Source organism: Luteimonas sp. TWI662 (genome assembly GCF_039673825.1).
Taxonomy (GTDB): Bacteria; Pseudomonadota; Gammaproteobacteria; order Xanthomonadales; family Xanthomonadaceae; genus Luteimonas.
In genome coordinates this window covers 104,573-117,435 of sequence record NZ_JBDJMI010000011.1, presented here as the reverse complement: position 1 = coordinate 117,435, position 12,863 = coordinate 104,573, and the positions used below count along the sequence as shown (strand labels likewise).

General features: G+C 69.7%; 14 protein-coding genes. 9 read left to right on the top strand and 5 right to left on the bottom strand.

Annotated features, from left to right (window positions below; all coding sequences use genetic code 11):
* Positions 1-223: 223 nt before the first annotated feature.
* The gene (locus tag ABE488_RS09895) at positions 224-349 is read left to right on the top strand and encodes a hypothetical protein (RefSeq protein ID WP_346448154.1); all 126 of its coding nucleotides are present in this window, start codon (positions 224-226) and stop codon (positions 347-349) included.
* Between the two features lie 726 nt (positions 350-1,075).
* Here the strand turns inward: ABE488_RS09895 and ABE488_RS09890 are convergent.
* Positions 1,076-2,599, bottom strand: coding sequence for a YifB family Mg chelatase-like AAA ATPase (locus ABE488_RS09890; RefSeq protein WP_346448152.1), 1,524 nt, complete (start codon positions 2,597-2,599; stop codon positions 1,076-1,078).
* A gap of 23 nt (positions 2,600-2,622) precedes the next feature.
* Entirely contained in the window at positions 2,623-2,919 is a 297-nt protein-coding gene (locus ABE488_RS09885; RefSeq protein WP_346448150.1) for an accessory factor UbiK family protein, read from the bottom strand.
* A 225-nt stretch (positions 2,920-3,144) separates the two neighbouring features.
* On the opposite strand from ABE488_RS09885, the gene ABE488_RS09880 reads away from it, so the two are divergent.
* The 5 genes from ABE488_RS09880 to ABE488_RS09860 all read left to right on the top strand — a co-directional run bounded on the left by ABE488_RS09880 (position 3,145) and on the right by ABE488_RS09860 (position 6,303).
* Complete coding sequence (locus ABE488_RS09880; protein WP_183425161.1) at positions 3,145-3,483, top strand: P-II family nitrogen regulator; 339 nt, start codon at positions 3,145-3,147, stop codon at positions 3,481-3,483.
* Positions 3,480-4,526 carry a D-alanine--D-alanine ligase gene (locus ABE488_RS09875; protein ID WP_346448148.1) on the top strand — a complete coding sequence of 349 codons (1,047 nt, stop codon included), beginning with the start codon at positions 3,480-3,482 and terminating at the stop codon, positions 4,524-4,526. The genes ABE488_RS09880 and ABE488_RS09875 overlap by 4 nt, the downstream gene beginning before the upstream one ends.
* Before the next feature lie 149 nt (positions 4,527-4,675).
* On the top strand, positions 4,676-5,269 hold the full coding sequence (locus tag ABE488_RS09870) for a hypothetical protein (protein WP_346448147.1): 594 nt from the start codon (positions 4,676-4,678) through the stop codon (positions 5,267-5,269).
* 33 nt (positions 5,270-5,302) lie between these two features.
* Positions 5,303-5,992, top strand: coding sequence for an AzlC family ABC transporter permease (locus ABE488_RS09865; protein ID WP_346448145.1), 690 nt, complete (start codon positions 5,303-5,305; stop codon positions 5,990-5,992).
* Positions 5,989-6,303 carry an AzlD domain-containing protein gene (locus ABE488_RS09860; protein WP_346448144.1) on the top strand — a complete coding sequence of 105 codons (315 nt, stop codon included), beginning with the start codon at positions 5,989-5,991 and terminating at the stop codon, positions 6,301-6,303. Before ABE488_RS09865 ends, ABE488_RS09860 begins: the two co-directional genes overlap by 4 nt.
* A gap of 61 nt (positions 6,304-6,364) precedes the next feature.
* Here the strand turns inward: ABE488_RS09860 and speE are convergent, their stop codons facing one another.
* Positions 6,365-7,213, bottom strand: a complete 849-nt coding sequence (gene speE, locus ABE488_RS09855) for a polyamine aminopropyltransferase (protein WP_346448143.1) — start codon at positions 7,211-7,213, stop codon at positions 6,365-6,367.
* Between the two features lie 159 nt (positions 7,214-7,372).
* On the opposite strand from speE, the gene ABE488_RS09850 reads away from it, so the two are divergent.
* From ABE488_RS09850 to speA, 3 genes are all read left to right on the top strand, one after another.
* Positions 7,373-8,884, top strand: coding sequence for a M48 family metallopeptidase (locus ABE488_RS09850; RefSeq protein ID WP_346448142.1), 1,512 nt, complete (start codon positions 7,373-7,375; stop codon positions 8,882-8,884).
* A 165-nt stretch (positions 8,885-9,049) separates the two neighbouring features.
* Complete coding sequence (locus tag ABE488_RS09845) at positions 9,050-9,229, top strand: hypothetical protein (RefSeq protein ID WP_346448140.1); 180 nt, start codon at positions 9,050-9,052, stop codon at positions 9,227-9,229.
* Between the two features lie 70 nt (positions 9,230-9,299).
* Positions 9,300-11,189: an arginine decarboxylase gene (gene speA / locus ABE488_RS09840; RefSeq protein WP_346448139.1), complete on the top strand. Its 1,890-nt coding sequence runs from the start codon at positions 9,300-9,302 to the stop codon at positions 11,187-11,189.
* A gap of 74 nt (positions 11,190-11,263) precedes the next feature.
* Here the strand turns inward: speA and ABE488_RS09835 are convergent, their stop codons facing one another.
* Entirely contained in the window at positions 11,264-12,016 is a 753-nt protein-coding gene (locus ABE488_RS09835; RefSeq protein WP_346448138.1) for an SDR family NAD(P)-dependent oxidoreductase, read from the bottom strand.
* Positions 12,017-12,091: 75 nt separating this feature from the next.
* Positions 12,092-12,859, bottom strand: a complete 768-nt coding sequence (locus ABE488_RS09830) for a UPF0149 family protein (RefSeq protein ID WP_346443576.1) — start codon at positions 12,857-12,859, stop codon at positions 12,092-12,094.
* Positions 12,860-12,863: the final 4 nt, after the last annotated feature.

Below are 12,863 nucleotides of genomic sequence, written 5' to 3'. Positions count from 1 at the left end.
CTCCTGAAGGCTCGTCCCGCGGTTGCGCTCGACCTGAAGCACTGCGCGCTCTTCCGCGCTCAGGTGGCTGTACTGTTTTCCCATCGCGACACCCTACACTCCGCCGGGTGTGCACTTGGAAGTTGAGTCTGCCCAGGTCGTTAGAGCCAGTGATGCAGCTTCGAGTGGGAGAGGCCCTTTGGCGCGATGCTGCCGAATTAGTTTGGAATGAATGGAAGCCTGCATGAGCTTGAACCAGAAACATCCATTTAAAGGAATCTCCGAGACTTTAATGAAGAAGGCCCGCATTGTTGCGGGCCTCGCCTTCGTTGCGATGTTCGACTTATCGACCTGCCTGCGCCAGCAGTGAATCCAATACCTCGCTTACCATCTTCTGCTTGGCCTTCGGTAGCTGGCTCATCCGTTCCAATTGCTGTTGCAACTTGGGTGCTGGCCCACGCTTGCCAGCAGGTCGCCGGCCCGGTGCTCCGATCAATTCCTCCGGCGTCACCGCCCGTCCGGTCGCCAAGGTGGTCAGTAGCGACACGTGCACGCGCCTGCGCGCGATTTCGAACGAGGCGATTTGCTGCTGGCTGACGCCCACAAGTTCGCCTAGCTGCGCCTGTGTCAGTTCCTAGTTGCGGCGTAGTTCGGCCATGCGCGCCCCTAGCTGGCGGAAGGCTTTCTTGTCTGGTGTCATGGCAAGGCTGTGTCGTGGCGCCCGTTCAGCTGTAGTACGACGCCCCGGCATTCCGATCAGTTCTTCCACCTTTACCGCTGGCCCGACTGCCAGCGTCGCCAGTAGCAAGACGGGGACGCGCCTCCCCTGATCTCGAACGAGGAAATCTGTTGCTGGCTCAGACCAATCAGATCGATTGACTGAGCCTGTGTCTGCCTTGGTCGCGCCCCAGTTCAGCCGTCCGCGGCCCACCTAGGAATTAGGCGGTCTCATCGCAACGCTGTTTATTGACTCGATGGCAGCAAGACACTCACCTTGATCGGGCAGTTCGGCATCAATAATTCCCTGATCTGATTCGCACTTCCGAGCAGATTATGTCGGTTCGCCTCGGACGTTGATAATTTGGCTTTTTGCCTCTTAACCCACCGAATGCGTTACCTGAGTTTGAGCGGCATCGATCCCCCGATAGCCCAGCGCCTCGGTCAGGTGCCGGGATGCGATATCCGCTTTGCCGTCGAGATCGGCGATGGTCCGGGCCACGCGCAGGATGCGGTGCATCGCGCGCGCCGACAGGTGCAGGGATTCGATCGCACGCTCGAGCAGCGCCTGGTCGGCGGGGGCGAGGCGGCAATGGCGGGCGGTCGCGGTCTGGTCGAGCCGGGCGTTGAGGGTGTCCGCGCGCGCCTGCTGGCGCGCGCGCGCGGCGTCGACGCGGACCCGGATCGCGGCGCTGGTTTCGCCCTGCGGCGCATCGGGGCGCAGGGCGGCCGGCGGCAGACGCGGGACGTCGACGTGCAGATCGATGCGGTCGAGCAGCGGGCCGGAGATACGCGCGCGGTAGCGGGCGATCGCCTCATTGCTGCAGCGGCAGCGTCCCGACACGTCGCCGGCCCAGCCGCAAGGGCAGGGATTCATCGCGGCGACCAGTTGGAAGCGGGCCGGGAACTCGCTTTGCCGCGCGGCGCGCGAGATGGTCACCGTGCCGGACTCCAGCGGCTCGCGCAGCACCTCCAGCGCACGGCGGTCCCATTCGGGCAGTTCGTCGAGGAACAGCACGCCGTTATGCGCCAGCGAGATTTCGCCAGGGCGCGGTTCGTTGCCGCCGCCGACCAGCGCGACCGCGCTGGCAGTGTGATGCGGACTGCGGAACGGGCGCGTGCGCCAGCGGGCCGGGTCGAGGCCGCGACCGCTGATCGAGAGTACCGCAGCGGTTTCCAGTGCTTCGGCTTCGCCGGCATCGGGCAGCAGGCCGGGCAGCCGCGAGGCGAGCAGGGTCTTGCCGCAGCCTGGTGGGCCGACGAGCAGCAGGTGATGGCCGCCGGCGGCGGCGATCTCCAGCGCGCGCCGGGCCTGGGCCTGGCCGCGGACCTCGCGCATGTCGGGGCCGGGCAGTGCGCACTGCGGCGGGGCGGCCGCGACCGGCAACGGTTTGGTGCCGCCGAGCAGCGCGCAGACCTCCAGCAGCGTGCGGGCAGTCCGCACCTCGACGTCGGACGCCAGCGCGGCCTCGGCGCCGTTGCCGGCCGGCACGACCAGGCCACGGCCGGAGTCGGCGACCGCAAGCGCGGCCGGCAGTACACCGTCGACCGCGCGCAGTTCGCCGGTCAGTCCGAGCTCGCCGAGGAACTCCCAGTCGCGCAGCGTCTCGGCCGGGACCTGGCCGCTGGCGGCCAGGATGCCGAGCGCGATCGGCAGGTCGAAGCGGCCGCCGCCTTTGGGTAAGTCGGCCGGGGCGAGGTTGACGGTGATCCGGCGCGCCGGGAACTCGTACTGCGCGCATTGGATCGCGGCGCGGACCCGGTCCTTGGCTTCGCGCACTGCGGCTTCCGGCAGGCCGACGATCGACATCGATGGCAGGCCGCCGCCCAGGTGCACCTCGACCTTGACCGCGGGTGCCCGGATGCCTGCGCGCGCACGTCCGTGCACGAGCGCAAGTCCCATGGTGCTGTCCTTTTAGTGGGCGGTTAGTGGGCGGTGTCGAAACTGTCCGCCGAGGGTGCCGGCGGCGCGGCCTGGGACGCGCCCTGGGTCTCGAGCTGGCGGACCTGCGCTTCCAGGGTCTCGAGCTTTTCGCGCGTGCGCAGCAGCACTGCACGCTGGACCTCGAATTCCTCGCGCGTGACCAGGTCCAGCTTCGCCAGGCCCGATTGCAGCACGGCCTTGAAGTTTTCCTGCAGTTCCTCGCGGCTCTCGCGCAGGCCGGCGGGCACCAGCCCGCTGAGGCGACGCGCGAGCTCGTCGATGTTGTTCAGATCGATCATCAGTCAGTCCTCACGGTGTACAGATAGCGTCGCCGGCATGCGCAACGCATGCAGTCGGCCGCCTCCGCGGCGCGTCGTCAGAAAATTCCCCGGTCGCGGCGCGGGGCGCACTAGACCATGCCTCCCGGCACGCGGACAAGCGTGCTGCGCCGCGTGCTCGGCATCGTGTAGGGCGACGCGTGAGGGTGGCGTATCCTTGGCGCATCCCCTTGCGGAGGCACTGCGATGAAGATGGTCATGGCGATCATCAAGCCGTTCAAGCTCGACGACGTGCGCGAGGCGCTCGCCGAGGTCGGCGTGACCGGCATCACCGTCACCGAAGTCAAGGGCTTCGGCCGCCAGAAGGGCCACACCGAGCTCTATCGCGGCGCGGAGTACGTCGTGGATTTCCTGCCGAAGGTGAAGCTGGAGATCGCGGTGACCGACGACATCGTCGATGCCGTGGTCGAGACCGTGCTCAAGTCCGCGGGCATGGGCCGGATCGGCGACGGCAAGGTCTTCGTCTACGACCTCGAGCGCGTGGTGCGGATCCGCACCGGCGAGCTGGACGCCGACGCGTTGTGAGCGGCGGGGCGTTGCGGGTCGCGGTGCTGTGCGGTGGCACCAGCGCCGAGCGGGACGTGTCGATCGTCAGCGGCGCCCAGGTGGTGGGCGCGCTGCGCCGGCTCGGCCACGAGGTCCGGGTGGTCGACACCGCCCATGGCCTGCTCGATGACGAGGCCGAACGCCGGCTACTGGATACCAAAGTCGCGGTGGCGCCGCCCGAAACCGGCGCTATGGCGCGCGTTCCGTCGACGGCTGGCGGTCTGGCCGCGACGTTTCCCCGCGATTGCGACGTCGTTTTCCTGGCGTTGCACGGCGGCACCGGCGAGGACGGCACGCTCCAGGCGCTGCTCGATCTGGCCGGCCTTCCCTATACCGGCACCGGCCATCTGGGCAGCGGCGTCGCGATGGACAAGGACCTGTCCAAGCGCCTGATGCGGGCCGCGGGTGTGCCGACGCCCGACTGGGCGATGCATCCGGCGGACGAGGCGCAGATCGCGCATCTGGGCTGGCCCCTGGTGGTCAAGCCGAACCGGCAGGGCTCGACGATCGGCCTGTCGGTCGTGCGCGAGGCCGCCGGCTTGCGGCCTGCGATCGAGCGGGTCCTGGCGCTCGACACGGAAGTGATGCTTGAGCGCTTCGTGCCCGGGCGCGAGCTCACCGTCGGTGTGCTGGACGGGCACGCGCTCGCGGTCGGCGAAATCGTGTTGCCGGCCGATGGCGTGTTCGACTACGAGGACAAGTACCAGGGCGTCGTGCGCGAGATGTTCCCGGCGGATCTCCCGCCTGAGGTCGCCGAGCAGGCGAGGTCCCTGGCGCTGCGCGCGCACGCCGCGCTCAAGCTCGGCGACTACAGTCGTGCCGATTTCCGCCTCGACGCACAGGGCCGGCTGTGGTGCCTGGAACTCAACACCCTGCCGGGAATGACGGCAACCAGCCTGATGCCGCAATCGGCGGCCGCGATGGGCATGGCCTTTCCCGCACTCTGCGAACGGCTGTGCCGACTTGCGTTGCGACGTTGTGGGTCCGGTGGACAGGACGTTGGGTCGCGGGTCGCTGGATGACGGGCCTGCGCCGTGCGATGACGGCACGCGGGTCGCGCGCGGGGCAGCCTGGCCCCCGTGCGCGTCCGGGGGCCGTCGCGGCCATCGCGCTCGCCTGCCTCCTCGCCGCCTGTGACCGTCCCGCGGCCGCGCCGTCGCCGCCCACACCAGTGCACGCGGCCAAGCCTGATCATCTCCACCGCCCGGCGTACTTCCGCGCGCTGCTGGCCGAGCTCGCGGCGCGGCCGGAGCTGCGGGGCCACGCGCTGCGGCTGCACCGCTTCGTCTACCTCTACGCCGACGGCTCGGCGTTGCTGTGGCTGCAGTCGCCGGGCGACCCGGCAGCGCTGCTGCGCTACACCTATGGCGATGCCTACCCGGCGCCCGGGATGCGCTGGGAGGCCGTCGCGGCCGGGCGCGAGGCGTCGCCGTCCGTTCTTGAACCCGACCTGCTCGACCTCGATGCGCTGCCGCTCGAAGGCCTGCCGGTCGCGGCGGCCGCCGCCGATGCGCAGCTGCGCCGGATGCGGGCCGAGGCCGGCGACGATGCCGCATCGCAGGACGCGCTGGCGACCGGCCCCGACAGCCTGTACTACGCGATCGGGCAGGCCGACGGCGGCCCGGGCTGGCGCGCCGACATCAATCCGATTCCGATGCGCTGCGAGCGTACGTGGCGGTTCCACTTCGCGCCCGACGGAGCGTTGCGCGAGGTCGAGGCGATGACCGACCTCGCGCGCCCGGCCGACTGCGACGCCGCGCGTTGATGCGTGCCTGGGGGCGACGACGAGAATGACCGCATGGGACTGTCACTGACGCCGGCGACGCGGATCGGCCTGTCGATCGCGCTGGCCACCGGGCTTTATGGGGTGTCCTTCGGCGCGCTGTCGGTCGCTGCCGGGCTCGACCTGTGGCAGACGATGGCGCTGAGCCTGCTGATGTTCACCGGCGGCTCGCAGTTCGCATTCGTCGGCGTGCTCGCCGGCGGCGGGGCAGGCGCGGCGGCGTTCGGGGCGGCCAGCCTGCTGGGCGTGCGCAATGCGGTCTATGCAGTGCAGATCAATCGGCTGCTGCACCCGCGCGGATGGACGCGCCTGCTCGCGGCGCAGGTGACGATCGACGAATCCGCCGCGACTGCGGCCGGCCAGCCCGAACCTGCCGAACAACGCCGTGGCTTCTGGGTCGCGGGGCTGGGTGTGTTCGTGTGCTGGAACCTGTTCACGCTGGTCGGGGCACTGCTGGGCGATGTGATCGGCGATCCCCGGCGTTGGGGCCTGGACGGTGCCGCGGTCGCGGCCTTCATCGGCCTGCTGTGGCCACGGCTGCGCGGCCGCGAGCCGGTCGCGATCGCGGTGGTCTGCGCCTTGGCGACTGCACTGGCGATGCCCTGGCTGCCCGCGGGCGTGCCGATCCTGGTCGCGGCGGCGGTCGCAGCCGCCTGGGGCGCCTTGCTCGCGCGGCGCAACGTTGCATCGGAGGCGCGGGCGTGAGCGCGACCTGGGGTTGGTTGCTGCTGGCCTGCGCGGTCGCGTTCGCGACCAAGCTCACCGGCTACCTGGTGCCGGCGCGCTGGCTGGAAGGCGCACGCATGGCGCGCATCACCTCGGCGATGACCATCGGGTTGCTGGCCGCCCTGGTGGTCGTCAACGGCTTTGCCGGCGCCGGGGGCGTCGTGCTCGATGCCCGGGCCGGCGCGTTGCTGGTCGCGGTCGTCGCGCTGTGGCGCGGCGTGCCGTTCCTGGGCGTGGTGGTGCTGGGGGCGCTCGCGGCGGCGGGGCTGCGAGCGGCCGGCATCGGCTGAGCGGGTCGAGCGCGATGCGGGCGATGCGCGGCGGAAGCCGCGGCATCGCCGGGGTGTGGGCTCAGGCCTCCAGGGCCTTGGCCACGAACGGCGGCAGCACCTGCGCGGCCTGGTGGATCTGGGCACTGTAGTACGCGGTCTCGAAGCCCTTGGCAGCGGCGTCGGCCTGGCGGAAGTCGAAGCCCTGGCCCTTGCGCGCCAGCGTCACGCTCCACCAACCAGTCGGGTAACAAGGCTGCGGGAATGGCAGCGTCTGGAACGTGGTGAAGCCGGCCTTGCCCATCTCGGCGCGCATCTCGCGGATCAGGTCCAGCAGGGCCAGCGGGGATTCGGACTGCTGCACCAGGATGCCGTCGTCCTTGAGCGCGCGGAAGCAGCTGTCGAAGAAGGCCTTGTTGAACAGACCCTCGGCCGGCCCGACCGGATCGGTCGAATCGACGATGACGACGTCGACGCTGTCGGGTGCACAGTCGCGCATGTAGGCGATGCCGTCGTCGAACAGCAGCTGCGCGCGCGGGTCGTCGTTGGAGGCGCACAGTTCGGGGAAGTACTTCTCCGACATCCGCGTGACCTGCTCGTCGATGTCGCACTGCACTGCGCTTTCGACGCCCGGATGCTTGAGCACTTCGCGCAGCGTGCCGCAGTCGCCGCCGCCGATGATCACCACGCGCTTGGGCGCGGCATGGGTGAACAGCGCCGGGTGCGAGACCATCTCGTGATAGAAGAAATTGTCGCGCGTGGTGACCATCATCGCGCCGTCGATCAGCATCACGTTGCCCCAGTCGGTGCTCTCGTAGATCTCGATCTTCTGGAACGGCGACTGCACTTCGTCGAGCTTCTTCGTCACGCGGAAGCCGATCGACGAGCCGGTGGGATCGAAGGTCTCGTGGAGCCAGGTCGGAGCGGACATGCGAAAGGTTCCGGTCAATTGCGGGCCGCGCATTGTAGCCGAGCCCCCATGACAGGCCGGGCGCCGAGGACTGCCGCGAGGGGCGCTTCTCCTGGCCCGGCGCGCGGATTAGGATTCGGGTCGGGGACGCGCCGGACGGCGTGACGAGGGGACGCAAGGATGATGTCGGAAACGGAGCGCCGTGCGCGGGTCGCGCGGCTGGAGACGTTCGCGCAACGCGCGCCCGGGGCCTACCGGATGCGGCTGGCCCTGCTGGCGGCCTTGGGTTTCTGTGTGCTCGGCGGCGCGGTGGTGCTGGCCCTCGGGTTGTCGGTGGGACTGGTCGCGCTGCTGCTGGTGATCAGCCCGCTGCTGCTGGTCAAGCTGGCGAAGGTGGTCTGGATCCCGATCGGCTTCGGCTGGCTGGTGCTGCGCGCGCTGTGGGTACGCTTCGAGCCGCCAGCAGGGCGGCCGCTCGCACCCGGCGAGGCGCCGCGGCTGGTCGCCGAGGTCGAGCGCCTGCGACGCGCTGCCGGAGCGCCGCGGCTGTCGGGCATCCTGATCGACGACGACCTCAATGCCGCGGCCGCCAGCGTGCCGCGGGTGCTCGGACTGTTCGGCCATCGCCACTATCTCGTGCTGGGCCTGCCGCTGATGCAACTGCTCGACCCGGGGCAGTTCGCATCGGTGGTCGCCCACGAGTTCGGTCACTTCGGCGGCGGGCATGGCCGCTTCTCTGGCTGGATTCACCGTGTGCGCCTGAGCTGGTACCGCGTGCTCGACGGCCTGGCCGCGCGCGGTGCGTGGGCGAGCCGGGTGTTCGAGCGATTCTTCCGCTGGTACGCGCCGTACTTCGACGCCTACAGCTTCGTGCTCGCGCGCCAGAATGAGTATCAGGCCGATGCGATGGCCGCCCGGCTGGCCGGCGCCGATGTCGCCGGCAGTGCGCTGATTCGGGTCAATGTCGGCGCCGCGCGCCTGGCGCACGAGTTCTGGCCGTCGGTGATCGATGCCAACCGCGAGCGCGCCGAGCCGCCGGACCGCCTGCTGCGCGAAATGGCGACCGCGCTGCGGAGTCCGCATCCGGAGGACGACGCCCGGTTGGCCGCGCAGCTGACTGCCCGCGCCGGCGTCCATGACACCCATCCCACGCTCGCACAGCGACTGCAGGCTCTGGGCGTGGAAGCGATGGTCGCGCCGCCGCCCGAGCGCAGCGCGGCCGAGCTTCTGCTGGGCGACCTGTTGCCGTCGCTGGAGGCAGCGTTCAGCGAGGACTGGCGCCTGCGCATCGGCGATGGCTGGCGCGAGCGCCACCGCGCGCACGCCGAGGACCGTGACCGGCTCGCCGCACTCGAAAGCGGTTTGGCTCGCACGCCGGCCGAGACTGTCGAGTACGCGGCCCTGGTCGAGCGCGTGCGGCCGCAGGACGACCCGGTGCCCCTGTACCGCGACGCGGTGCGCGTCGCGCCGCAGGATGCGTTCGCACACTTTCGCCTGGGCGCGTTGCTGCTCGAACGCGACGAGCTCGCTGGCGTGGGGCTGTTGCATCACGCACGGATGCTCGATCCCGGGGCAGCGGATGCGGTCAACGAGGCGCTCGCTGCCTACTATCGCCGACGCGACGACCTCGATGCGCTGGACGCGGTGATCAGCGACCAGGTATCGATCGACGACCGACGGCGCGGTGCGTAGCAAGCGCGCAATGCACTCTCGGACGGTGATGCGCTTCTGCCGCATGGCCTGGACGGGGCTGCACTCGCCGCCGCGCGCGCCTCGCTGGCGGCGACCGGGAAGATCGGCAGTGCCTGGATCGCGCGCAAGCACATCAAGGGCGATGCCGACGGGCTGCCGCACTTCGTGGTACTGGTGCGGCTGCGCGGCCTGGTGTTCGACGCCGATGCGACGCTGCAGCGGGTGGTCGACGCGCTGGACCTGCCCGGCAGCTACGTCGCCTTCATCGCCTCTGGTCGGCGTCGGATCGCGGGCCGCGTACGCAAGGTTGCCGGCCCGCCAACGTATCGGCACGGTGACCGCTGAGGGCATGTCACCGCAGGTTGCGCCGCCAGCCCCTAGACTATGCGGCCCCTTCGCCGATGGACGCCTGCCGATGACTGCCTGGTCGACCGACCACGCCCGCAAGACCTACTCGATCCCGCATTGGAGCGAGGGGTATTTCGATGTCGACGACGCCGGGTGCATCGTCGTCTCGCCGCGCGGCGCGCAGGGCCCGTCGATCGCGCTGCCCGAGGCGGTCGACGCCGCGCGCGCCAATGGTGCCCAATTGCCGCTGCTGGTGCGCTTTCCCGACATTCTCGGCGACCGCCTGCATCGGCTGCAGGCGGCGTTCGCACAGGCGCAGGCCGAGTGGGAGTATGCCGGCGGCTACACCGCGGTCTATCCGATCAAGGTCAACCAGCACCGCGGTGTGGCAGGCACGCTGGCCTCGCATCACGGCGAGGGCTTCGGCCTGGAAGCGGGCAGCAAGCCCGAGCTGATGGCCGTGCTCGCGCTCTCGCGCCCGGGTGGTCTGGTCGTATGCAACGGCTACAAGGACCGGGAATACATCCGCCTGGCGCTGATCGGCCGCAAGCTTGGCCTGGAGACGTTCATCGTCGTCGAGAAGCCGTCCGAGCTTGCGCTGGTGATGGAGGAAGCGGCCGCGCTCGGCGTGAAGCCGGGTCTGGGCGTGCGCATGCGATTGGCCTCGCTGGGCGCGGGCAAGTGGCAGAACAGCGGCGGTGACAAGGCCAAGTTCGGGCTCAATCCGCGGCAGTTGCTGGACCTGTGGAAGAAGCTGCGCGACGCGGGCATGAGCGACTGCCTGCAGCTGTTGCATTTCCACATGGGTTCGCAGATCTCCAACGTTCGCGACATCGCCAACGGCATGCGCGAGGCGGTGCGCTATTTCGTCGAGCTCTCGCGGCTGGGTGCGCGCATCAGCCACGTCGACGTCGGCGGCGGCCTCGGTGTGGACTACGAAGGCACGCGCTCGCGCAGCTACAACTCGGTCAACTATGGCGTGCGCCAGTACGCCGGCAGTATCGTCCAACCGCTGGCGCAGGCCTGCGCCGAGCATGGGCTGCCGCCGCCGCGCATTGTCACCGAATGCGGGCGCGCGATGACCGCCCACCATGCGGTACTGGTCGCCAATGTGTCGGAGGTCGAGCGCGCGCCCGAAGGCCGCGTGCCCGACGCGCACAGTGACGAGCCGGCGGTGGTGGCCAACCTGCGCGAGCTGCACGGCGAACTGGCGGCGCGGCCGGCGGTGGAGCTGTTCCACGAGGCGCAGCACCACCACGCCGAGGGCCTGGCGCTGTACGCGCTCGGCCAGTTGGACCTGGTGCACCGGGCGCGCATCGACGACTTGTTCTATGCAATCGCGCACGCGGTCCGCGCGCGGCTGACCTTCGACGAGAAGAGCCATCGCCCGCTGCTCGACGAGCTCAACGAGCGCCTGGTCGACAAGTACTTCGTCAACTTCAGCGTGTTCGAGTCGATGCCCGATGTCTGGGCGATCGATCAGGTGTTCCCGATCGTGCCGATCGAGCGCCTCGACGAGCTGCCCGAGCGCCGCGGTGTCATCGCCGATCTGACCTGCGACTCGGACGGCAAGATCGACACCTACGTCGAGAACGAGGACCTCGACACCTCGTTGCCACTGCATGCGCTGCGTGCGGGCGAGCAGTACCGGCTGGGCTTCTTCATGGTCGGCGCTTACCAGGAAATTCTCGGCGACATCCACAACCTGTTCGGCGACACCGATGCGGTCGAAGTGAAGATCGAGGGCGATGGCATCACGATCGCGCAGCAGCGCCGTGGCGACACCACCGACGTGATGCTCGACTACGTCGGCTATCGCCTCGAGGACCTGCGCGCGCGCTACACCGCGATGGTCGACGACGCGGCGCTGGCGGCCGATGAAGCGCAGCGGCTCAAGGACGCGCTCGAAGCCGGGCTTACCGGCTACACCTATCTCGACGACACGCCGCTCGAGTAAGCCGCGACAACCGCGTCGGTGGCCTCAGGGCCGCCGGCGCACGAGGCGGCCGGGAATTCCGATGCACGCGGCGGTCAGCCGCCGCGATGGACCTGGAAACCGGCGAACGACTGGCTGACCGGCATGATCTCGAGCCGGTTGATGTTCAGATGCGGCGGCAGGTTGGCGACCCACCACAGCTGCTCGGCGATGTCCTCGGCGGTCATCGGCGTGGCGCCGCCGTAGAGCGTGTCGGAGGCGGCCTGGTCGCCGCCGGTGCGCACCAGCGTGAACTCGGTCTCGGCCATGCCCGGTTCGATCGAGGTCACGCGCACGCCGGTGCCGTGCAGATCGGACCGCAAGCCGAGCGAGAACTGGGTGACGAAGGCCTTGGTGCCGCCGTAGACGTTGCCGCCCGGATAGGGATAACTGCCGGCGATCGAACTGATGTTGAGGATCGCGCCGCGGCGTTCGATCAACGTCGGCAGCAACGCATGCGTCAGTGTGACGAGCGCGGTGACGTTGGTGTCGATCATCTGCGTCCACTGCGCGAGATCGGCGCGTTGCGCCGGCGCGGTGCCCAGCGCCAGCCCGGCGTTGTTGATCAGCACGTCGATGCCGCGGAAGGCGTCTGGCAGTGCGTCGAGCGCGGCGCGCATCGCGTCGGCATCGCGGATGTCGAATGCGGCCACGTGCAGGCGCTCGGTGCCGTGCGTGTCGATCAGCGCCTGCAGCCGCTCGGCGCGGCGGCCAGTGGCGATCACGCGCCAACCGCCCTGCAGGAAGCGGGCGACGGTCACGGCGCCGAATCCCGAAGTCGCGCCGGTGACGAGAAGGGTGCGGGGCATGGGGCTCTCCCGGGCTTGCGCCTGTGCTGGCGCGAATGGGGGCGGGACGGATGCGGCATCGCGCCGCCCCGCCGATCAATGCAGCGTCGGCTTGCCGCAACAGGTCTTGTACTTGCGGCCGCTGCCGCAGGCGCACGGATCGTTGCGGCCGGGCACCTCGGCGCGCCGGGCCGGTTGCGGACGCCGATCGTGCAAGCGCTGCAGATACATGTCGTGGAGCATGTCGGGCAGGTCGTAGGCGAGGTCGAAGCGCTCCTCGAGCGAGAGCATGTCGCCCTCGGCCATCTCGGCCTCCTCGAGCTGGCTCGCATCGACGATCGCCAACCGGGCGATGACGCCTAGATCGTTCTCGATCGACTCGTGCTCCTGCATCCACTCAGACCACGCGTCTTCGTGTTCGGCGGCGGCGCGCAGGAACCCGGCGGCCCACGCGGCTGCGAACGGGAAGTCGGCCGGCACGCCGTCCAGTCCACCCGCGGCATCGCCTTCGGCCTGGCCATCTTCGGCCTCGGGCGGCAGACCGAGCATCGGCATCAGCGCCTCGTGGGCGACGCCCTCCTGCGGGTCCTGGCGCACGCGGTGCACGATCTCGTCGGCCAGCCGGGCGATCAGCGCCTCGGCCTCGCGGGTCTGGCGGGCATCGCGGCGCGCGACCTCGCCCATGCCCCAGACCAGCGGCAGCACGGTGTCCAGCGCGACTTCGACCGGGCCGACCGCGAACGCCGACAGGAAGCCGTCGAGCATTTCCAGGTTGCCCAGCCCAGTCTCCGGGTCGGTGCAGCGATCGAGCAACGTGTCCAGCCGGTCGAGCTCGGCATCGCTCAGGCGGGTGTCGTCAGCCATGGTC

Excerpts from the sequence above, each read along its gene's own strand:
- ABE488_RS09895 (WP_346448154.1), top strand. The coding sequence starts at position 224 with ATGAGCTTGAACCAGAAACATCCATTTAAAGGAATCTCCGAGACTTTA.
- ABE488_RS09890 (WP_346448152.1), bottom strand. The coding sequence starts at position 2,599 with ATGGGACTTGCGCTCGTGCACGGACGTGCGCGCGCAGGCATCCGGGCA.
- ABE488_RS09885 (WP_346448150.1), bottom strand. The coding sequence starts at position 2,919 with ATGATCGATCTGAACAACATCGACGAGCTCGCGCGTCGCCTCAGCGGG.
- ABE488_RS09880 (WP_183425161.1), top strand. The coding sequence starts at position 3,145 with ATGAAGATGGTCATGGCGATCATCAAGCCGTTCAAGCTCGACGACGTG.
- ABE488_RS09865 (WP_346448145.1), top strand. The coding sequence starts at position 5,303 with ATGGGACTGTCACTGACGCCGGCGACGCGGATCGGCCTGTCGATCGCG.
- speE (WP_346448143.1), bottom strand. The coding sequence starts at position 7,213 with ATGTCCGCTCCGACCTGGCTCCACGAGACCTTCGATCCCACCGGCTCG.
- ABE488_RS09850 (WP_346448142.1), top strand. The coding sequence starts at position 7,373 with ATGATGTCGGAAACGGAGCGCCGTGCGCGGGTCGCGCGGCTGGAGACG.
- speA (WP_346448139.1), top strand. The coding sequence starts at position 9,300 with ATGACTGCCTGGTCGACCGACCACGCCCGCAAGACCTACTCGATCCCG.
- ABE488_RS09835 (WP_346448138.1), bottom strand. The coding sequence starts at position 12,016 with ATGCCCCGCACCCTTCTCGTCACCGGCGCGACTTCGGGATTCGGCGCC.
- ABE488_RS09830 (WP_346443576.1), bottom strand. The coding sequence starts at position 12,859 with ATGGCTGACGACACCCGCCTGAGCGATGCCGAGCTCGACCGGCTGGAC.